The organism is Arthrobacter sp. TJ-270, assembly GCF_058269075.1.
In genome coordinates this window covers 324,778-344,474 of sequence record NZ_JBZCNB010000004.1, presented here as the reverse complement: position 1 = coordinate 344,474, position 19,697 = coordinate 324,778, and the positions used below count along the sequence as shown (strand labels likewise).

Below are 19,697 nucleotides of genomic sequence, written 5' to 3'. Positions count from 1 at the left end.
GCACGGTACTTGCGCTCGATCTCCTCATCGCCCGGGAACTCAGGCTCCTCATCAACCGGGATGGTGTTCACATAGTCGGTAGTGACCACACTCGGCAAACCAACCGACCGTCCTCCGGCACGGGCAAGCAGACGTCCCAAAACCTCACGGGCACGCTCAGAACCACGCACGTCAACCAGCTGATCAAAGGACTCAACCCACTCAGCCGTTTCCTCCGGATCCGTGTCCCCACCGGTACCCGAACCCACAATCCCCTGATCAGCAACCATGCCAAACCCTCCCAATCCGCAGATTATGTCTGCGACGTCTACGACTTTGTGCTTCGGGCCGTTGCTCGTCGAAGCGGTCAGAATCCGATCGGCGTTCGCCTGACCTTGGATTCACTGTGACACTCTAGCCCTGTGGGGTGTTTGATGCGTAGCTGAATGATCGGTAGTTGGGCTAGGTTACGCCCGCATGGCGGGCCTCATGCCCGGACTGGCGGGGGTCCTGCCGCAGCGCTGGGCGGGGGAAGGCCCGACGGGCGCCGTCGTTACCGGCTGTTGGAGGCGCGGGTTGAAGCGTAGCGCTTAAGGGTGTTGGCTGGTAATAATGCATATCAACGTACTGTGGGTCCGGGGTCAGAGATATCACCGGGATCAACACAGCCTTTCGGGAGGAATAAAGTGAGCGAGGCCGAAGCCGCCACAGCAGGAAGCGTGGCGGACAAACTGGGTTTCAAGGACGGCGACCTTGTTCAGGAACTTGGGTATGACGAGGATGTTGATTTCGACTTCCGCGGCGACCTGGAAGACGAGATCGGGTCCGAGCTGCTCACGGAGGATGACCAGGATGTGGTTGACGGTGTGGTCCTATGGTGGCGCTCCGACGACGGCGACCTGGTGGATGCGCTGGTCGACTCCCTGACGTGCCTGGATGATGGCGGCGTCGTCTGGCTCCTCACCCCCAAGTCCGGGCGGGACGGTTACGTACCTCCGTCGGAGATCCAGGAGGCAGCGCCGACTGCCGGTCTTCATGCCACTTCCTCAGCTGGCGTCTCCCGGGACTGGGCTGCAACGCGCCTCGTGGCCCGCCGCAAGCAGTAAATGTCTGTTCTGCCTGCGCTCGGCGAGCCCGCTCCCGGGTTTGAGCTTCGCAACCAGCACGGGGAACCAATCAGCCTGGGCGCGCTTCGCACCGCCGTCGTGCTGGTGTTCTATCCGTTCGCGTTCTCGAGGGTCTGCACCGATGAACTGAACGAACTGCAGGAGAATCTTGACGAGTTCCGCCGGCGGGATGTGCAGGTTCTGGCAATTTCGGTCGACCACAAGTACGCCCTCCGCACGTACTCGGAGGAGCGAGGATACGACTTCGATCTCCTGGCCGATTTTTGGCCTCATGGGGAGGTTGCTGAACGGTACGGCGTCCTGGACACGACCGACGGCTATGCTCGGCGGGCCACGTTCTTCATCGATTCCACGGGCCTCCTGAGATCGCGTATCGATGCTCCGTTGGCGCGGGGCAGGTCGTTCGAGGATTACCGGGCGGCTCTGCGTGACCTCCCTGAACCGACAGTTGCACCTTCGCAATGACGTCCTCGCCGCTGCCGCATGCCTCCTCACTTCCTGGATTCGGAATGACCGGATTCGCCAGGGCTGAAGCAGCTGCGGCCGGTGCCCTGTCGGAGGACCAGATCGGCTACCTTCGTTCCGCCGTCAGTCTTCTCGCCGGTAAGCGCTTGGCGGTCCTGACCGGGGCTGGGTTGAGCACCGACTCGGGTATCCCGGACTATCGAGGACCGGACTCCGTTCCTCGAAACCCAATGACCTACCAGCAGTTCACAGGTGATGAGGCCTTGCGACGGCGCTACTGGGCCCGTAATCATGTGGGCTGGTACCACCTGCGGCGCGCGGACCCGAACGACGGACACCGGGCGCTGGCTCGGATGGAGCAGCGCGGTCTCCTCACCGGGCTGATCACCCAGAACGTGGACAGGCTGCATACAACTGCCGGCAGCACCAATGTGGTGGATCTGCACGGAACGTATGACCGCGTAGTGTGCCTCAGCTGCCGCACCTCGTTCGGTCGCCAGGAGATTGCGCGCCTGCTCGAACGGTTGAACCCCGGTTACCTTGAGCGCATGGGTGATGCAGGCGATGTGGCGCCGGATGCAGACGCCGATGTTGACGACACCTCAGACTTCACCATTGCGCCCTGCCCGGTATGCGGCGGGATGTTGAAACCGGACTTTGTCTATTTCGGAGAAAACGTGCCCAAGGACCGGGTGGAGCGTGCCTATTCGATGGTGGACGACGCCGGTGCACTGCTGATTGCCGGATCGTCGCTGACAGTGATGAGCGGGCTTCGCTTCGTTCGGCACGCAGCGAAGCATGAAAGGCCCGTCGTCATCATCAACAGGGGAGCAACACGCGGCGACGACTTCGCGTCACTGAAGCTCGAACTGGGTGTCTCGGAATCGTTGGCATACCTTGCAGAGGCGCTGCCCAGCCCTCAAACGGACTGGACAGGAACCTCGATACCCTGATTGGCATTGGAGCACGTCGATCCGGTACAGTAATTGATCGTGGCAAAGGGCGGTAACTTCCGGTCCAGCCGCGTAAGGGTCTTTAGCTCAGCTGGTAGAGCGCCACGTTTACACCGTGGATGTCATCGGTTCGATCCCGGTAGGACCCACCACAGAAAACCCCGCTGTTTCAGCCTTAACGGGCCGGAACAGCGGGGTTTTCATGTATGTCGGCCGTCCCATTGGCCCGACGTAGTTCCTCCTCGAGCCGCGGCGCGAGTGCTTCGGCCATCGGCGCCGAGAGGTGGTGTGCGTCCCGGTAGGTGAGGATGTCACCGATGATCACCGGGCAATCCACATCCGGTTGGAAGACGGCTGGGATTCGGGCCGCTCGATCGGTTGCTGGATGTTCTGGTGGGCGGCACATCCTACCGAACATATCAATTTGGTAACGAAGGTTGCACCTTTGCCCGCGGATCTTCGAATGGATTGTTGCGACGGATTACCTCAGAGCTGGAGGGCCGTCTGGCTTCAAACGTGACGCCGGTAATAGGGTGGGAGGGCCAAGGCGCACAGGGGCGTCGCTAAGTGATGTGCCCCTGACCACGGGGCAAACCTGCAGATGGAGACTTGATGAGTGCACAAATCGGCGTGACCGGCCTTGCCGTCATGGGAGCGAACCTGGCCCGGAACCTCGCTCGGAACGGTTACACGGTGGCCCTTCACAACCGGTCGGTCGAGAAGACCGACGCCCTGCTTGAGAAGTACAGCGACGAGGGCGAGTTCATCCGGACGGAGTCGCTCAAGGAACTCGTTGACTCGCTGGAAAAGCCACGCCGGGTCCTGATCATGGTCAAGGCGGGCGCGCCCGTCGACTCCGTGATCGAACAGCTCGAGCCGCTGCTGGAGCCGGGTGACATCGTCATCGACGCAGGCAACTCGCACTATGAAGATACTCGTCGCCGGGAAGCGGCGCTGGCCGAGAAGAACCTCCACTTCGTGGGCGTAGGCGTCTCAGGCGGTGAGGAGGGAGCACTTCTTGGCCCCTCCATCATGCCGGGCGGTTCACGGGAATCCTATGACTCGTTGGGTCCCATGCTCGAGAAGATCTCCGCGAAGTACAACGGAGAGCCGTGCTGCCGCTGGGTCGGCACCGACGGTGCCGGACACTTCGTCAAGATGGTCCACAACGGGATCGAGTACGCCGATATGCAGGTCATCGGCGAGGCTTACGATGTTCTTCGTACGGCTGCGGGAATCGAGCCTGAAGAGCAGGCCAAGATCTTCACGGACTGGAATAGCGGGACCCTCTCGTCCTTCCTGATTGAAATCACTGCTGAAGTGCTCGGTCATACTGATTCCCGCACCGGGAAGCCGTTCGTCGACGTTGTCGTCGATTCAGCCGGCCAGAAGGGTACGGGTCGCTGGACTGTTGTTTCGGCGCTCGAGCTCGGCAGCCCGACCTCCGGCATCGCCGAATCCGTATTCGCGCGCGGACTCTCTTCCCAGCGGGACCAGCGAGAGCTCGCGCAGGGCATCCTCGAGGGCCACGAGGGCGCCGTCGAGCTACCCGAGGGCTTCGTCGAGGACGTCCGCCTGGCACTGTACGCATCGAAGCTGGTCAGCTACGCGCAGGGCATTGATATGCTCACCGCGGCAGCCAAGGAATACGGCTGGGACCTCAAGCTCGACGAAATCGCCTCTCTCTGGCGCGCCGGCTGCATCATCCGTGCCGAGCTGCTCGATGACATCATGAAGGCATACGCGGCAGACGAAAAGCCTGCCAACCTGCTTCTGGCACCGGCGTTTGCCGAGTCCATTGCCGGGGCGGTTCCCGCCTGGCGTCGTGTTGTGTCGACTGCAGTGCAGTTGGGTATCCCGGTCCCGGTGTTCTCTTCGTCGCTGGCCTACTACGACGGACTGCGCCGTAAACGCCTCCCTGCTGCCCTGACGCAGGGCCTCCGTGATCTCTTCGGGGCCCACACCTACAACCGCGTGGACGCTGAGGGAACCTTCCACACGCTCTGGGGCGAAGACCGCTCGGAAGTCGAAGCAGTGGACACCCACTAGGATCCAGGACACGGAAAGGCCCCGGCGGAAGAATCCGCCGGGGCCTTTCCGTTCGCGATTACGGTTCAGATATACAGGGCCGGATCGATGTACTCGGCCGGGTCCACTGCCGGCAGCGTCTCGCGTGCCGAGTCACGGTGCCGGAACGTCGCGGGGATACCCGTGACGATCGAGTCCGGAGGCGTGTCCTTCACGACGACGGCGTTGGCACCGACCGCGCTCCCGGCGCCGATGGTGATTGGACCCAGCACCTTGGCACCGGCCCCGATTGTGACGCGGTCGCCGATGGTCGGATGACGCTTGACCTTCTCCAGGGAGCGCCCGCCGAGCGTGACGCCCTGATACATCATGACGTCGTCGCCGATTTCCGCGGTGCCGCCGATGACCACTCCCATGCCATGGTCAATGAAGAACCGCCGGCCGATGGTGGCTCCAGGGTGGATCTCGATCCCGGTGAGGAACCGTGCCATCTGGGCAAGGACACGCGCCGGGAACCGGAGCACCGGAACCTGCCACATGCGGTGCGTCAGGCGGTGTACCCAGATCGCGTGCAGGCCTGAGTAGACAATGCCGTTCTCGACGTCGCCCCGGGCCGCCGGATCGTGCACCCGGGCGGCTTCGAGGTCTTCTCGCAGTCTCGCTAGGAAGCTCACAGATCACTCTCTGTTGAAGGAATGACTAACCCCGGATATCGTCGAAAAGCACCGTGGAGATGTAGCGCTCACCGAAGTCACACACAACAGCCACGATGAGCTTACCGGCGTTCTCCGGGCGCTTAGCCAGTTCCAGGGCAGCCCAGACGATGGCTCCCGAGGAAATGCCGCCGAGGATGCCTTCCTGGGTGCCGAGCGCACGCGCGACACGTACGGAATCCTCCACGCTCGCATCAATGACTTCGTCATAGATGGAGGTGTCGAGGATCTCGGGGACAAAGTTGGCGCCCAGTCCCTGGATCTTGTGTGGGCCCGGGGCGCCACCGTTGAGAATCGCGGAGTCTGCCGGTTCCACGGCGACGATCTGGACGTCCGGCTTGCGTTCCTTTAGTACCTGTCCGACGCCGGTTACGGTGCCGCCGGTTCCGACGCCGGCGACAAAGATGTCCACCTTGCCGTCGGTGTCATTCCACACTTCTTCGGCAGTCGTTGCGCGGTGGATTGCAGGATTCGCTTCGTTTGCGAACTGGCGCGCCCAGACAGCGTTGTCGCTGGAGGCGACGATTTCCTTGGCACGGTCGACGGCGCCGCGCATACCTTCCGAGCCGGGTGTCAGAACGATCTCCGCACCGTAGGCCCGCAGCATGACCCGGCGTTCGGTGGACATGGTCTCGGGCATCGTGAGGACAACCTTGTAGCCGCGGGCAGCGCCCACCATGGCCAGCGCGATACCGGTGTTGCCCGAGGTCCCCTCGACAATGGTGCCGCCGGGCTTCAGTGCGCCGGCCTTCTCAGCTGCATCGATGATCGCTACGCCGATGCGGTCCTTGACGCTGTTGGCGGGGTTGTAGAACTCGAGTTTGACCGCGACCTCCGCATCCAGTCCCTCGGTCAGGCGGTTCAGGCGCACCAGGGGAGTGCGGCCTACCAGCTGGGTGACGTCGTCGTAAATCGGTGCCATGGGATTCCTGTCTGGGGTTTACGTACGGATTGCAGCAAAACTGTGCCCAGCCTAGTCAGCGACCAGATGCAGAACTATGCGATGAGCCATTCAGCGTAATATTTCCGCGCCTTGGCAAGCTTCGGATTGATAATCACCTGGCAGTACCCCTGCTCGGGGTGCTTGGCATAGAAGTTCTGGTGGTATTCCTCCGCTACGTGGAACTTCGGAAGGCGTACAACCTCGGTCACAATCGGGTTTGCCCAGTCTCCCTGGTGCCGCTCGATGGCGCGCTCGAACAGTTCCTTCTGCTCGACGTCCTGATAGAACATCGACGAGCGGTACTGCGTGCCGACGTCGTAACCCTGACGGTTGAGTGTGGTGGGGTCGTGTGAGGCGAAGAAGATACCGAGGATCACTTCAACCGGAACAACCGTCTCGTCGAAGGTAACGGCGACAACTTCGGCGTGGCCGGTGATTCCCGCGCACACTGATTCGTAGTGCGGATCCGGCTCGTGTCCACCGGTATAACCGGAAACCACATCGGTAACGCCTCGGGTCTTTTGGTAGACGGCATCGAGGCACCAAAAGCAGCCCCCACCCAGAACGAAAGTCATCATGCCTCTTAACAATGCTTCGGCGCGCGTGATGATTCCCGATCACCGATACCGGGCCCCCGCGGAAGGGTGCCGTTGAACCCGGAAACAACGTGGAAAGCTGGTAGAACTAGGGCTATGGAAGCTGACGAAGAACATGCCTCTGGTCTTGACGAGGCGAGTGTATCGAGGCCCACAGTCGGGGACGTGCTGCTCGCGATCGAGGAGCTGTGGCCCGAATCACTTGCTGAGGACTGGGATGCGGTTGGCCTTGTGGTGGGCCGTCCGGACCGGAAAGTGTCTACGATCGTCTTCGCCGTGGACCCGTCGGAGGCCGTCATTGAAGACGCCGTGGGGCGGGGTGCGGATCTGATAGTCGCCCATCATCCGCTCATGCTGAAACCCGTGAATTCGGTGGCGGCGACCCATGCCAAAGGTGCTGCGGTGCACCGGCTCATCGAGGCGGGCTGCGCGCTGGTTACCGTGCATACCAACGGAGACAGTGCCGTCGGAGGCGTGTCCGATGTGCTCGCCGACGCGTTCGGGCTGTCCAACGTCGAGCCCCTTGCCGGGTCGGCGGACGGGCTGCCGGAGGAAGGAATCGGCCGCGTGGGGGAGCTGCCGGATGTGACCTCGCTGGGGGACTTCGCGGAACTCGTCTTCGGCCTGCTACCGGCGGTGGCCGGTGGAATGCGCGTCGCGGGCGACCGCCATGGGTTTGTCCGGCGTGTGGCGGTATGCGGCGGAGCGGGGGACAACCTGTTTGACCGGGTGCGAGCGAGCCAGGCGGACGTCTATGTCACCGCGGACCTTCGGCATCACCCTGCGCTGGAAGCGCGGGAAGCGGCCGTGAACGGCCGGCCCTATCTCATTGATGTCTCGCACTTCGGCAGCGAATGGCTGTGGCTGACCCCCGCCGCCAACGCGTTGTCCAACGTCCTGTCCGATCAGGGCTTCATCATTGATGTGCGGGTAAGTACGGTCAATTCCGATCCCTGGGATTTCGTGCTCACCCCCGGTGGAGACTAGTTCTTCACCCGCCTTTCCAACGTGTCCGGCCCCTAGCTTCGTGCCATAAGGTAGGGAGAACGGAATATGGCGACGGCGGAGGACTATCGGTGGCAAAAGCACCTCAGGCGGAACAGCTGCGGCTTCTTGATCTGCAGGCTTATGATTCAAAGCTCAACCAACTGCAGCGGCAGGCAGCTACCGTCAGGGCGAACCCCGAACTGGCGGCCCTCGCCGCGCAGGTGGCCAGCGCAGAATCCGAACAGGTCACAGCGGCCACGAGTCTCAGCGACGCAGAGCGGGACCTCACCCGCGCGGAAGATGACGTGCAGGCAGTTGTCACCAGGCTTGAACGCGACGAGCAGCGGCTGAACAGCGGAACCGGGTCATCGAAAGACCTGACGGCGCTGCAGAGCGAAGTCGCTTCGCTGACCCGCCGTCGGTCTGATCTCGAGGATATTGAACTTGAGGTGATGGAGCGGGTCGAAGCCGCCCGGACAGCACGTGATGAGGCCCGGGAGCGTGCTGAGTCCGTTCAGGGCCAGCTCCGCAAACTTGAGATGGCCCGCGACGAGGAGCTGGCCCGCATCGAAGCAGAACGCGCGGACGTCCAGGCAGCGCGCGATGAACTGTCAGCTTCCTTCGAACCTGCTCTGCTTGCGCTCTACGACAGGACACTGGCCAAGCGCGGGGTCGGCGCGGCGCGGTTGTTCCACGGCCGTTCCGAAGGGTCAGGTCTGCAGCTCAGTCCCGGCGACCTCGCCGACATCTCCCGCGCCGCTGACGACGACGTTGTGATCTGCCCCGACTCCGGATGCATCCTTGTGCGTTCCGCAGAGTGGGGAAGCTGAAAGGGTGCACGGTTCCGCTGTGACCCTTTTCGACGACGCGTTCCCTTCCGCTGCTGACGAAGGCACCGGTCGCCCCATCCACGATCTCCTCATCGTCGAAGCCGACGGCGGCTCGCGCGGCAACCCGGGGCACGCGGGCTACGGCGCGCTGGTTCGCGACCCGGAGACCGGCGTCATTCTGGTGGAGAAGGCCGGCTACGTTGGGATCGCCTCCAACAACGTCGCAGAGTATTCCGGACTTCTTGCCGGCCTTGAACTGGTGAATGAGATCGATCCGCAATGCCGGATTCTCGTCAAGATGGATTCCAAGCTCGTTGTCGAGCAAATGAGTGGGCGTTGGAAGATCAAGCACGCGGACATGCAGAAGCTGGCAGGGCAGGCCCGCCGCATCGTAGACCCCCGTCGCGTGCGGTACGAGTGGATTCCCCGCGAACGCAACAAGGACGCCGACAGGCTGTCCAATGAAGCCATGGACGCCGGAATGGCGGGCGTCGAATGGAAGCCCAAAAACGCAGTGGCAGAGAAGCCGGCTGCCCAGACCGGCGAGAAGGCCGCCGCCGTCGATCCTCCCCGCGTGCCAACCGGAACGCTCCATCACGTTGAAATCTGGGTCAAGGATCTAGCCGCCGCGCGCAATAGCATGGGCTGGCTGTTCGAACGGCTGGGCTTCGTATTGAAGGAGACCTGGAACGACGGTTCGAGTTGGGAAGGGAACGGTGTGTACCTCGTGCTGGAGTCAGGTCCGGATGTCCTGCCCGGACCGCACGAACGCCGTCGACAGGGAGTCAACCATTTCGCCTTCAACGCGGGCACGCGGGCTGAAGTTGACCTCCTCGCGCGTCGGGCGGCCAGCCACGGGTGGACCCTGCTGTTCAGCGATAGGCATCCCTTCGCCGGCGGGCAGGACCATTACGCGGCGTACCTTGAGAACGCTGAAGGGTTCGAGGTCGAGTTGGTCGCGCGCTCAGACGCCTAGCACCCACGCTGGGGACGGCGCCGGTCAGCTGTTCGTGAGGACGATATTCAGCTGCCCGGCCTTCCTTGCAGTGGCAGGCACAAGCTCGCAGGTCCACCGCTCCGATGCCGCGCGAAGCAGCTGCTCTGCGGTAGCAGGCTGCTTTCCCCGGCGGGTCAGCAGATGGTGGGCCAATTCGCCGCGGGTGTGTTTCGCAAAATGCGAGACCACGGTTCGGCGCCCATTCCGTTCCTGAAACACATTGACTGCTACCGACCGCTCCGGTGCCCCCGCCCACACCGTCGCGTAAGTGCTTGAACGGCAGTCGACGATGAGCGAGTCACCGGCCCGCTCGTTCAGAACGGCCGCCAGGTGCTTGCGCCAGAAGGGGGCCAGCTTTCCGGTGCCGGGAAGCTCGACGGACATGGATAGCCGGTAGGCCGGTACGGCGTCGGCGAAGCCCAGAGCGCCCCAGAGCGCCGAAATGACAACGACGGCGGCGTCTGCCTTGCGCTTCTGGGCGGGAGTCATACTCCGGTACCCGAGAGCGTCGTACAGGACGCCTGAGTAAACGGTATGCGCCGGCGCCGCGGGAGCTTGGCGTAACTCGATGTTTCGGCGCACTTCCTCCGCCAACGAGGCTCCGACTCCGAGGACGGCATGAGCGTCATCGTGTGCGCTCACCTTCGCGAGCGCGGCGAGTACTTCGGAACGGGCAGCAGTCAGCTCCCGAAATGCCAGGGAGTCGAGATCGAGCGGGTGCCCCTTTCCTGCAGCCGTTTTTCCTTCGGAGGGCGGTAGCAGAATAAGCACCTCAATACTCTACCTGTGCCCCGTCAGGGGCAGCCGCAGGCGACCCGGCACTTGTCTCGGCGCACACCCTGTCGAGCGACACGTAGAATCGTGGTGGATGGGTTGGCCAGGCGGCCGCGTGGGAAGCCACTTTTGAGCTTCTCCCGAGGAACGTCCGGGCTCCGAAGGGCAGGGTGGTGGGTAACGCCCACTCGGGGTAACCCGCAGGCAAGTGCCACAGAAAAGAGACCGCCCCGATGGTTCGTCCAGACGGGTAAGGGTGAAACGGCGGTGTAAGAGACCACCAGCGCACCGGGCGACCGGAGCGGCTAGGTAAACCCCACCCGGAGCAAGGCCAGACAGGGCACGATTGAGGGCTGCCCGCCCGAGTGCCCGGGTAGGCCGCTGGAGGGCGTCGGCAACGGCGTCCGTAGATGGATGGCCGCCACTGCAGCTCCTTGAGAGCTGCGGGACAGAACCCGGCGTATCGGCCAACCCATCCATTTCTCCCGGATTGAGTCATCGTGCGACATGGTCCGACGGCTTTGCCGTTTAGTCAAGGGTGCTGAGCCCTTTCGCGGCCGGTCATCCACAACGGGCTGATCGCGGATTACATTCCATTACGCTGAGGGAATGGCCGAGACGACTGCACCCAGCGCGTCCCTGGTGCGTCGGAATACGAACTTCAGAGCTCTGTAATTATCCGCCACGGCTGGAGTGTTCGGCACAGCCGTTGCCGCCGCTGCTCTCCCCATCATCGCGGCGGTGGAACTCGACGCCAGTGATTTCGCCGTGGCTGCGCTTTCGGGGATGGCTTTCCTGCCCTGGCAACGTCCGTGGGCGGGGCAGTTGGCGGTTTGGACGCCAAACGGCTTACTGAGTTGCTCGGGTCCGGTCCTGTGTGGCGATGGTCGATGGCGCCCGGAGTGTGGGCTACGCATCACTACTCGTCATGACACCCGGGCCGGGAATGATTTTTGGGCTCATCGGAATGTTCGTCATCGGGATCTCGATTGCGCTGAGCATTGTGGTCGGCACGAGTTTCCGTCAGCGTGTCTGCCCGCCGGCGATGATGGGCAGGCTGGGAGCGGCGACGAGGATGGTCAGTTGGGGCATGCTGGGCATAGCCAGCATCCTTGGCGGGATCCTCGCCGAGACGCGGGGCATCACCACTGCAGTCCTTGCAGCTGTCTTGCTGGCGGCCACAGCACCGCTCATTGCGCTTCTCGGACCATTGCGGTCGGTTCACCGCCTGGAAGATCTTGACCGCGAGCCGATGCCGGCTGCTTAGTGGCCGAAGGGATCCGGATCCACACCCGGCATCCAGGTCAGTCCCGGCTCGCCCCAGCCGTTGACCTTGACGGCCTTTTTCGCTTTGCGTGCGAATCGAGGATTGAGGCGGTCTACGTACAGGGTCCCGTTCAGGTGGTCGAACTCGTGCTGCATGCAGCGGGCGAACCAACCTGTCGCCTCGAATTCGACCGCATTGCCGTCACCGTCGTAACCGTTCACCTTCACCCATTCCGCGCGTTTGAGCGGAAAGGCCTCGCCGGGGAAGGAGAGGCATCCTTCTGATTCTTCCTCGTCCGGCTCAGCACCGGAGACCTTCGAAGTGACCAGCGTGGGATTCACCAGAACCCCACGCGGCGGCACGTCGTCGTCGTTCACCATTCCGTAGACGAAGATACGCAGGCCGACGCCGATCTGCGGGGCCGCGAGGCCCACGCCATTGGCCTCGTCCATCGTCTCGTACATGTCCGAAATGAGGGACCGCAGCTCATCATCGAACAGTTCGACGTCGACGGCCCGCCGGTGAAGGACGGGCTCGCCGGCAATGGTGATGGGGCGAACAGGCATGGGGAACTCTTCCTTGCTCCGGGGCTTAGCGGGCGATGTTGCGGCCGATGGTCTCGCGCATGATTTCGCTGGTGCCCCCGAAGATGCTCAGGAGACGGACAGCAAGGAATGCCTGCGCTATGGGGTATTCCAGAATGTAGCCATATCCTCCGTGCAGCTGCAGGCAACGATCCGTGATCAATTTCACCCTTTCGCTCGCCCACAGTTTCACCCGAGCCGCGCTGACGGCATCGAGCGCACCGTCATTGAAGGCGAGGACGGCCCGATCGACATATGTCTCGGTGACCTCCACCTCGGTCAGGATGTCCGCGAGCTCGAACCGGGTGTTCTGGAAGTCGATGACACGCTCGCCGAAGGCGTTGCGCTCCTTCGTGTACCGAACCGTCGCCTCATACATCGTCCGCGCGACGGCCGAGGAGGCGACGGCGATGGCCAGACGTCCCTGCGGCAGCTGCTCCGTGACATACCTCAAACCCTGTCCAACCTCGCCCACGAGGTTCGCCGCGGGGACGCGCACGTTGTCAAAGAAAAGCTCAGCCGTGTCGGAAGCCTTCAGCCCCATTTTGTCGAGCTGCCTGCCGGTTTCGTAGCCTTGACCCTTTTCCACCATGAACATGGAGAAGGATTCGCTGCCGCCCCTCCCGGTGGAGCCGTCAGTGCGGGCGAGAACCAGCGAGGCATCACCGCTTATGCCGTTACCGATGAACGTTTTTTGTCCGCTTACGAGCCAGTCGCCGCCGTCGCGTACTGCCTTGGTGCGGACGCCGCGCAGGTCACTCCCGGCACCGGGCTCTGTCCAGGCCACAGACGTGACCTTCTCACCGGTGACCATGCCGGGAAGCCAGTTCTGCTTCAGCTCGTCTGATCCGTAGGCAAGCAAATGGGGAAGGACCAGGTCGTCGTGCAGGTGGAAAGCCAACCCTGTTGCCAGATGGTTGGCGCGGGCGAACTCTTCGTCGAGGACTACACGGAAGCGGTAATCCGGCATCCCGGCTCCACCGAACTCTTCGGGCACAGCCAGGCCCAGCAGCCCCTGTTCTCCCGCGGCGCTCCACATGGTGCGCGGCATCATATGCTCGCGGTCCCACTGGGCATAGTTCGGGGCGACTTCGCGTGAGTTGAACTCCTGCGCCACTTCGCGGAAGAGTTCATGGTCCTCCTCGAACAGAGTGCGTTTCATGCAGCTTTCCCTTCTGATGAGGCTTCGTCCCACACGCGGGAACAGACCGAAGAAATACCAATGGCCGCCCCGAGGATCCAGGGCGGCCACCGAAGCCTGCGGCTACTGCCGGCGGGCCAATGGGGTGAGTAACGGGGTTTGAACCCGCGACCTCCTGGACCACAACCAGGCGCTCTGCCAACTGAGCTATACCCACCATGCGCCTCGAATAACCGGCCCGTGTGTCACTCGCTAGGAAGCGGGCTTACCGGGGCTGAACGAGGCAGCGCAGACAATTCTACACACATTTCTGCGCACTTTTTCCGCCCCCCCGACACACGGCTCGGCGGCCCGTGCTGCAGCTCAGGTTCCGGCGAGCAGATCCCGCGCTGCTGCCCTGCTGGTCTCGGAATCCGGTCCGGGGCCTGGGACAAAGATGGTGCTCCGGTAGTACTGCAATTCGCGGATGGAATCTTTGATGTCTCCAAGCGCGCGGTGGTTCCCGCTCTTCTCCGGCGCCTGGAAATAGGCGCGCGGATACCAGCGACGAGCCAGCTCCTTGATTGTTGACACATCCACCACGCGGTAGTGCAGGTGCTCCACCACGGCGGGCATGTCCCGGACAAGGAAGACCCTGTCGGTACCCACCGAATTTCCGCCCAGTTGAGCACGCCGTGGTTCCGGGACGTGCGCAGTGATGTACTCGAGCACGCGGGTTTGCGCCTCCTGCATCGTCGCTCCGTGCGGGAGCTCTTCGAGCAGGCCGGAGACGGTGTGCATGTTGCGAACGAAATCACCCATGGATTCGACCGCGCCCGGCGGCGGTGCAATGACGACGTCGACACCCTCGCCCAGGATGTTGAGTTCTGAATCAGTGACGATGACCGCCACCTCAATCAGGGCATCTGCGACAGGATCCAAACCCGTCATTTCACAGTCGATCCAGACGATGGGTTCACTTGTTATCGGCACCCGACAAATGTACCGGGTTATTCACTGGGAGGAGCCGGATCAGCTCCGGAGTGGCTCCATTGGAGGAGACCGCTCTGCGCGGATGTTGGCATCGGTGGGCGCGCCGTGCCGCAACGTGCGGCACGGCAGCCTGCGGCCGCTCAAATGGTAAAATCGATCGACCTCGATCCCCATTACCGCCCGTGTCAGACCGACGATCGGATCCCCCTGAAATGACGGCCCCTGCGCCTGCTTCTGTTGCAACCGCGCACATCGGGCGTCCCCGGATAGCAATCATCCAGGGCTTCGTCGGGTCCATGCTCATGCTTGTTGGATCCTTCGGGGTGGGCTGGCTCTCGCTTGCGTCCCGCGAACTCCGTCAGGTGCCGGTGATCATCTGGTTGCGGTTCGAACCTGTTGGGGCTGTGCTCTCCGTCCTCCTACTGGCACTTGGTGGGATGCTCCTCGTTCGATCATGGCTGAGACTCGGTCAGCGTCTGCAGGGATGGGGTCCCGGGTCGAGACGTACAATCCTGACCGCCACCGTGGCGTGGGCCGCGCCAATGTGCTTTGCACTCCCATTGTTCAGCCGGGATGTTTTTGCCTACATCGCTCAAGGCCAGGTCATGGTCGGCGGACTGAACCCGTACAAGGACGGCTATTCGCAGATCTCCAACTACCTGCAGATCGGTGCGGATGATCTGTGGGCGCAGAGTCCCACACCGTACGGGCCCATCTTCCTTTGGCTGGAAGAGGGTGTCGTGCGCCTCACCGGTGGTCAGCCGGACCTGTCAATCCTGCTTTTCCGGCTGCTCGCAATCGTTGGCGTCGTACTGTGCGTGTACTACGTGCCGCGGCTAGCCGAACTGCACAACGTCAACCCCAACCGGGCCCTTTGGCTGACGGTGGCGAACCCGCTGTTCCTCACCAATTTCGTGGCCAGCATCCATAACGACTCCCTCATGGTGGGTCTTGCCCTGGCCGCGCTTTACCTCGCTGCCAAAGGGCGGTACGTTGTGGCGATCGTCCTCGTGACACTATCGATCGGCATCAAGCCAATAACCTTGATCTTCCTGCCGTTCATCGGTTTGATGTGGGCCGGTCGCGGTGCGAGCTGGCCCCGCAAGATCCTGTATTGGGCGATCACGGCGGGGCTCTCGCTTGGCATCCTGTGGGTCCTCGGGATTATGAACGGGTTCGGGTTCGGCTGGGTCGGTGCTCTCAGCACGCCCGGAAGCGTGTGGGTGTGGTACGCGCCCGTCGGCTTCCTCGGGATGGTTGTTGCCCTCACCGGGGACGCCCTCGGATTCGATGGCTGGTCCTGGGCAGATGTCGTGCATACCATCGGCACCCTGATATCCCTCGCCCTCATCGCATGGTTCATTTTCAAGGGCGATCACGTCTACCTCATGCGCCGGCTGGCGCTGGCCCTTTCCGCCGTCGTGCTCCTGGCCCCGATGATCCAGTCCTGGTACGTCGTGTGGCTGATTCCGCTGTTCGCGGTGACCGGTATTCGGGACGACTGGCAGGTCAAGATCCTGTACTTCGCCGTATCCTTCTTCATGATCTATGCGATCTCGGATCAGTTGGACATCTTCCCCTACATCGAGCTGAGTCTGGACACTGCACGGCAACTTGCCGCCGTGGTGGGGGTGGCATTCGCAACTTATCTCGTTGTGCTCGACCCGCGGACCAAGACACTTTTCCGAGGGCAGCGGTCAAAGGATCAGGTTCCTCTTAGCCGATAGACCGCAGTCGCGCGAACATGCGAAGGGCGCTCAATGGGGCAATACTGGTGGGATGAGCGAACTGCAGGAACAGGTCATACGGGCAGCATTCGACATCTCGCACTGGGCACCTGAGTCGTATTCGGTTGACGGCGTTGACAGCGAACTGACGCGAGTGAGTGCAACGAAAGAGTTCGTCGGCGACATTGAGGGATCCTCAGTGGCTGAGCTGCTCATGGCAGGCAACAACCGCGGGGCCGGTTATGTGGCGTCGGAGGTTTTCAGCGGGAGCGTCCTTGGCCGACGAGGGAGCATGATCGTACAGCACTGGGGGCTCGCGGAAGGGACCGCAGCGGCCAGTTCGGGACACATCATCCCCGGATCCGGGACAGGGGAGCTGGAGGGGATTGCCGGTCGCGTGGAGTACTCGCAGGACGTTTCCGGTCAGCACTATCTTGAACTGCGAGTGACATTCCCCGGGTGATCGTGTGCCCCCGGCGCGACTCGAACGCGCAACCTACGGATTAGAAGGCCGTTGCTCTATCCATTGAGCTACGGGGGCTTGTGTGGGCGGAGCGCCCACACAAGTTTAGCGGTTCTTAGTCTGCGTTATCTCCTCCACAGCGGACAAATTTCACTGCGGATGCCCACATAGCCGCGGGCACCGATCAGGCCAATAACGCCCTGTCAGAGACTGGAGCCAGTCGACGCGCCGCGTCGGCCCTTGAACCTCTGAAGGGAAGAATGATGAGCAACTATGTGACGATTCGTGGCTTCGTCGGTACCGATGTCAAGTGTTCCGTGGCAAGCAGCGGATTGCCGATCACCAAGTTCAGGCTGGGCAGCTCCGCCAGATACTTCGACAAGAAGGCGAATGCCTGGGTGGATGGGGACACCAACTGGTATTCCGTTTCGATGTTCCGCCAGTTGGCCACGAACGCCGGGGTCAGCTTGCAGAAGGGCGATCGCGTCATCGTGACCGGCCGGCTTCGAGTCAGGACCTGGGTCAATGATGAAGGAAAGAGCGGCACCACGGTCGAGATCGACGCCGACTCCGCCGGCCACGACCTGTTGTTCGGGACGGCGAGTTTCAGACGTTCCAGAGCGGACCGGAACGACCCCTCGGTGCAGACGGGGACGGATGACCGATTCTCGGGCGTGGACTACGACACCGGTGAACTATCGGCAGGTTTCGGTGCACCGGGAACAGCTGGCGAGCCACAGGAAAACCGGTCCGACCCCGATGCTGACGCCGAGTCCGGGATGGATGAGGAGCTGGCTTCGGCGCCCTTCTAAGCCGGCTCGTACCGGCGCGCCGTGTCAGAATTGGGTCATGCGGGGATATCGGACACGGCCGGATACCGAAACCAGAGGGAAACGAACGGTTGTGGCGTTGTGCCTCTTCGCTGCAGGGTTTTCTGTCCTGACCAGCGGGTGCGGAGCCGCCGCGGTCGGGATTCCTGCCCAGGCTCCAAGGGTGCCGCCGGCAGCGCCAAGCCCTGATCCTGCATCGACTCCGCCGTCGGATGCTTCGACGGCAGACGTCATCACGTCCCGCATCGCCGACGCCCTGAACTCGCTGGCAGCCGAGACCTCCAAACCGGACGCAGAAGCACTGCGGGCTGCCTTCGAGTCAGCGGGCGTCGATGCGGACTCCGTTGAGGTGTCCATAGACATAACTCCGACCGGCCTCGAAGTGGACGCAATGACCGCGGCCGTGCCTGTCGGGGAGACTTGCGTCTTCGGGCACATCCGCGACGGCGCCGCGATAGCGACGCAACTTCCGGTGCTGGCCGACGGACGGTGCTTCGTCGGAGACCAGAGGTAGCCGGACGGGCAGCGCCTGTCCAGCTACGCCCGAATATGTTCTGGAGGTCTCAACGCACTAGCCTTGTCCTATGGCGGAATTTATCTACACGATGACCAAGGCCCGCAAGGCTGTTGGCGACAAAGTAATTCTCGACGACGTGACCATGTCCTTTTACCCAGGCGCCAAGATTGGCGTGGTGGGGCCCAATGGTGCGGGTAAGTCCACCATCCTCAAGATCATGGCAGGCCTGGATACACCCTCGAACGGTGAGGCACGGCTCAGCCCCGGTTACACCGTGGGCATCCTCCTTCAGGAACCGCCCCTGAACGAGGAAAAGACGGTGCTCGGCAACGTCCAGGAAGGCGTGGGCGAGATCTACGGCAAGATCCAGCGTTTCAACGAGATCTCCGAGGAAATGGCTAACCCGGACGCCGACTACGACAAGTTGTTGGACGAAATGGGCAAGCTGCAGGAAGCCATCGACACTGCAGATGCGTGGGACCTTGACTCCCAGCTCGAGCAGGCGATGGACGCTCTGCGTTGTCCGCCTCCGGAAACTGATGTTTCCATCCTCTCCGGCGGTGAGCGACGCCGGGTCGCGCTCTGCAAGTTGTTGCTCCAGAAGCCCGATCTATTGCTGCTCGACGAACCCACCAACCACCTCGACGCCGAGAGCGTGCTTTGGCTGGAACAGCATCTGTCCGCGTACCCGGGTGCCGTACTCGCAGTCACCCACGACCGGTACTTCCTCGATCACGTAGCCGAGTGGATCGCTGAAGTAGACCGCGGACATCTGTACCCCTACGAGGGCAACTACTCCACCTACCTTGAGAAGAAGCGCGCCCGCCTCGAGATCCAGGGCAAGAAGGACCAGAAGCTCTCCAAGCGGCTCTCGGAAGAGCTCGAATGGGTGCGTTCCAATGCCAAGGGCCGGCAGACCAAATCCAAGGCGCGCCTTGCCCGCTACGAGGAAATGGCATCCGAAGCGGAGCGGACCAGGAAGCTGGACTTCGAGGAGATCCAGATCCCGCCGGGCCCGCGTCTCGGCAGCCAGGTCATCGAGGCACACGATCTCCAGAAGGGCTACGACGACCGCATCCTCATCGACGACCTGTCCTTCTCGTTGCCCCGAAACGGCATCGTTGGAGTCATCGGGCCGAACGGCGTCGGCAAGACCACACTCTTCAAAACCATCGTCGGACTTGAACCGCTCGACGACGGGGAGCTGCGGATCGGCGAATCGGTCAAAATCTCCTACGTGGACCAGTCGCGTGGCGGTATCGACCCGAACAAGTCACTGTGGGAAGTGGTATCCGACGGCCTGGATTACATCCAGGTCGGTCAGGTCGAAATGCCATCCCGTGCGTACGTCTCCGCGTTCGGTTTCAAGGGCCCCGATCAGCAGAAGAAAGCAGGAGTGCTTTCAGGCGGTGAGCGCAACCGTCTGAATCTCGCGCTGACCCTCAAGCAGGGCGGCAACCTGCTGCTCCTCGATGAGCCCACCAACGACCTGGACGTGGAGACACTCTCCAGCCTCGAGAACGCGCTGCTCGAGTTCCCGGGTTGTGCAGTGGTGGTTTCCCACGACCGCTGGTTCCTCGACCGGGTAGCCACCCACATCCTTTCCTATGAAGGCACTGAGGAAGAACCGGCAAGCTGGTACTGGTTTGAGGGCAACTTCGAAGCGTATGAGGAAAACAAGATCGAGCGTCTCGGCCCAGAAGCAGCCAAGCCGCACCGTGTGACCCATCGGCGTCTTACCCGCGACTGAGTCTTCGCGATCCGGTAAGCCACTGATAAAGGGAGCGTGCATCAGCACGCTCCC

22 protein-coding genes, 3 tRNA genes and 1 other RNA gene are annotated in these 19,697 nt (G+C 62.5%); 15 read left to right on the top strand and 11 right to left on the bottom strand.

Features of this window, described 5'->3' with window-relative positions; genetic code table 11:
* Window positions 1-269 (bottom strand): hypothetical protein (locus AC4D2M_RS10710; protein ID WP_490891761.1); only part of this gene is annotated, 269 nt, incomplete at its 3' end.
* Between the two features lie 396 nt (window positions 270-665).
* On the opposite strand from AC4D2M_RS10710, the gene AC4D2M_RS10705 reads away from it, so the two are divergent.
* The 4 genes from AC4D2M_RS10705 (at window position 666) to AC4D2M_RS10690 (ending at window position 2,676) form a co-directional block, all read left to right on the top strand.
* On the top strand, window positions 666-1,085 hold the full coding sequence (locus AC4D2M_RS10705; protein ID WP_490891759.1) for a DUF3052 domain-containing protein: 420 nt from the start codon (window positions 666-668) through the stop codon (window positions 1,083-1,085).
* The gene (locus tag AC4D2M_RS10700; RefSeq protein ID WP_490891758.1) at window positions 1,086-1,571 is read left to right on the top strand and encodes a peroxiredoxin; all 486 of its coding nucleotides are present in this window, start codon (window positions 1,086-1,088) and stop codon (window positions 1,569-1,571) included. It begins immediately after the preceding gene.
* 44 nt (window positions 1,572-1,615) lie between these two features.
* Window positions 1,616-2,524 (top strand): NAD-dependent protein deacetylase, encoded by a 909-nt coding sequence (locus tag AC4D2M_RS10695; RefSeq protein ID WP_490891756.1) that lies wholly within the window; start codon window positions 1,616-1,618, stop codon window positions 2,522-2,524.
* Between the two features lie 76 nt (window positions 2,525-2,600).
* A tRNA-Val gene (locus AC4D2M_RS10690) sits at window positions 2,601-2,676 on the top strand.
* A 23-nt stretch (window positions 2,677-2,699) separates the two neighbouring features.
* Here AC4D2M_RS10690 and AC4D2M_RS10685 read toward each other — a convergent pair.
* Complete coding sequence (locus AC4D2M_RS10685; protein ID WP_490891755.1) at window positions 2,700-2,849, bottom strand: hypothetical protein; 150 nt, start codon at window positions 2,847-2,849, stop codon at window positions 2,700-2,702.
* Between the two features lie 287 nt (window positions 2,850-3,136).
* On the opposite strand from AC4D2M_RS10685, the gene gnd reads away from it, so the two are divergent.
* Complete coding sequence (gnd, locus tag AC4D2M_RS10680; protein ID WP_490891754.1) at window positions 3,137-4,573, top strand: NADP-dependent phosphogluconate dehydrogenase; 1,437 nt, start codon at window positions 3,137-3,139, stop codon at window positions 4,571-4,573.
* Window positions 4,574-4,638: 65 nt separating this feature from the next.
* On the opposite strand, the gene epsC is transcribed toward gnd, so the two are convergent.
* The 3 genes from epsC to msrA form a co-directional block, all read right to left on the bottom strand.
* Window positions 4,639-5,226, bottom strand: a complete 588-nt coding sequence (epsC, locus tag AC4D2M_RS10675) for a serine O-acetyltransferase EpsC (RefSeq protein ID WP_490891753.1) — start codon at window positions 5,224-5,226, stop codon at window positions 4,639-4,641.
* A gap of 25 nt (window positions 5,227-5,251) precedes the next feature.
* Window positions 5,252-6,187 carry a cysteine synthase A gene (gene cysK, locus AC4D2M_RS10670; RefSeq protein WP_490891752.1) on the bottom strand — a complete coding sequence of 312 codons (936 nt, stop codon included), beginning with the start codon at window positions 6,185-6,187 and terminating at the stop codon, window positions 5,252-5,254.
* Between the two features lie 74 nt (window positions 6,188-6,261).
* On the bottom strand, window positions 6,262-6,786 hold the full coding sequence (msrA, locus tag AC4D2M_RS10665; protein ID WP_490891751.1) for a peptide-methionine (S)-S-oxide reductase MsrA: 525 nt from the start codon (window positions 6,784-6,786) through the stop codon (window positions 6,262-6,264).
* Window positions 6,787-6,900: 114 nt separating this feature from the next.
* Here msrA and AC4D2M_RS10660 point away from each other — a divergent pair, with 114 nt between their 5' ends.
* The 3 genes from AC4D2M_RS10660 to AC4D2M_RS10650 all read left to right on the top strand — a co-directional run bounded on the left by AC4D2M_RS10660 (window position 6,901) and on the right by AC4D2M_RS10650 (window position 9,597).
* On the top strand, window positions 6,901-7,791 hold the full coding sequence (locus tag AC4D2M_RS10660; RefSeq protein WP_490891750.1) for a Nif3-like dinuclear metal center hexameric protein: 891 nt from the start codon (window positions 6,901-6,903) through the stop codon (window positions 7,789-7,791).
* Between the two features lie 89 nt (window positions 7,792-7,880).
* Entirely contained in the window at window positions 7,881-8,621 is a 741-nt protein-coding gene (locus AC4D2M_RS10655; RefSeq protein ID WP_490891748.1) for a zinc ribbon domain-containing protein, read from the top strand.
* 19 nt (window positions 8,622-8,640) lie between these two features.
* Window positions 8,641-9,597 carry a reverse transcriptase-like protein gene (locus AC4D2M_RS10650; RefSeq protein ID WP_490891746.1) on the top strand — a complete coding sequence of 319 codons (957 nt, stop codon included), beginning with the start codon at window positions 8,641-8,643 and terminating at the stop codon, window positions 9,595-9,597.
* A 24-nt stretch (window positions 9,598-9,621) separates the two neighbouring features.
* Here AC4D2M_RS10650 and AC4D2M_RS10645 read toward each other — a convergent pair whose 3' ends face one another.
* Entirely contained in the window at window positions 9,622-10,389 is a 768-nt protein-coding gene (locus AC4D2M_RS10645; protein ID WP_490891745.1) for a YaaA family protein, read from the bottom strand.
* A 98-nt stretch (window positions 10,390-10,487) separates the two neighbouring features.
* On the opposite strand from AC4D2M_RS10645, the gene rnpB reads away from it, so the two are divergent.
* Together rnpB and AC4D2M_RS10635 are read left to right on the top strand one after the other, a co-directional pair.
* An RNA gene (rnpB, locus tag AC4D2M_RS10640) (RNase P RNA component class A) lies at window positions 10,488-10,871 on the top strand.
* Between the two features lie 449 nt (window positions 10,872-11,320).
* On the top strand, window positions 11,321-11,659 hold the full coding sequence (locus AC4D2M_RS10635; RefSeq protein WP_490891744.1) for a hypothetical protein: 339 nt from the start codon (window positions 11,321-11,323) through the stop codon (window positions 11,657-11,659).
* On the opposite strand, the gene def is transcribed toward AC4D2M_RS10635, so the two are convergent.
* From def to orn, 4 genes are all read right to left on the bottom strand, one after another.
* Complete coding sequence (def, locus tag AC4D2M_RS10630) at window positions 11,656-12,225, bottom strand: peptide deformylase (RefSeq protein ID WP_490891742.1); 570 nt, start codon at window positions 12,223-12,225, stop codon at window positions 11,656-11,658. The two genes, AC4D2M_RS10635 and def, sit on opposite strands and share 4 nt — an antisense overlap.
* A gap of 25 nt (window positions 12,226-12,250) precedes the next feature.
* Window positions 12,251-13,405: an acyl-CoA dehydrogenase family protein gene (locus tag AC4D2M_RS10625; protein WP_490891741.1), complete on the bottom strand. Its 1,155-nt coding sequence runs from the start codon at window positions 13,403-13,405 to the stop codon at window positions 12,251-12,253.
* A 120-nt stretch (window positions 13,406-13,525) separates the two neighbouring features.
* Window positions 13,526-13,601, bottom strand: a tRNA-His gene (locus AC4D2M_RS10620).
* 146 nt (window positions 13,602-13,747) lie between these two features.
* Window positions 13,748-14,356, bottom strand: coding sequence for an oligoribonuclease (gene orn, locus AC4D2M_RS10615; RefSeq protein WP_490891740.1), 609 nt, complete (start codon window positions 14,354-14,356; stop codon window positions 13,748-13,750).
* Between the two features lie 212 nt (window positions 14,357-14,568).
* Here orn and mptB point away from each other — a divergent pair, with 212 nt between their 5' ends.
* Window positions 14,569-16,083, top strand: coding sequence for a polyprenol phosphomannose-dependent alpha 1,6 mannosyltransferase MptB (gene mptB, locus AC4D2M_RS10610; protein WP_490891739.1), 1,515 nt, complete (start codon window positions 14,569-14,571; stop codon window positions 16,081-16,083).
* Between the two features lie 52 nt (window positions 16,084-16,135).
* The gene (locus tag AC4D2M_RS10605) at window positions 16,136-16,546 is read left to right on the top strand and encodes a DUF3224 domain-containing protein (RefSeq protein WP_490891737.1); all 411 of its coding nucleotides are present in this window, start codon (window positions 16,136-16,138) and stop codon (window positions 16,544-16,546) included.
* Between the two features lie 5 nt (window positions 16,547-16,551).
* Here AC4D2M_RS10605 and AC4D2M_RS10600 read toward each other — a convergent pair.
* Window positions 16,552-16,624: transfer RNA gene (locus AC4D2M_RS10600), tRNA-Arg, on the bottom strand.
* A 182-nt stretch (window positions 16,625-16,806) separates the two neighbouring features.
* Between AC4D2M_RS10600 and AC4D2M_RS10595 the strand changes: the two genes are divergently transcribed.
* The 3 genes from AC4D2M_RS10595 to ettA all read left to right on the top strand — a co-directional run bounded on the left by AC4D2M_RS10595 (window position 16,807) and on the right by ettA (window position 19,643).
* Window positions 16,807-17,358 (top strand): single-stranded DNA-binding protein, encoded by a 552-nt coding sequence (locus tag AC4D2M_RS10595; RefSeq protein ID WP_490891736.1) that lies wholly within the window; start codon window positions 16,807-16,809, stop codon window positions 17,356-17,358.
* Window positions 17,359-17,395: 37 nt separating this feature from the next.
* On the top strand, window positions 17,396-17,890 hold the full coding sequence (locus tag AC4D2M_RS10590) for a DUF6993 domain-containing protein (RefSeq protein WP_490891735.1): 495 nt from the start codon (window positions 17,396-17,398) through the stop codon (window positions 17,888-17,890).
* Between the two features lie 70 nt (window positions 17,891-17,960).
* Window positions 17,961-19,643 (top strand): energy-dependent translational throttle protein EttA, encoded by a 1,683-nt coding sequence (gene ettA / locus AC4D2M_RS10585; protein WP_490891733.1) that lies wholly within the window; start codon window positions 17,961-17,963, stop codon window positions 19,641-19,643.
* Window positions 19,644-19,697: the final 54 nt, after the last annotated feature.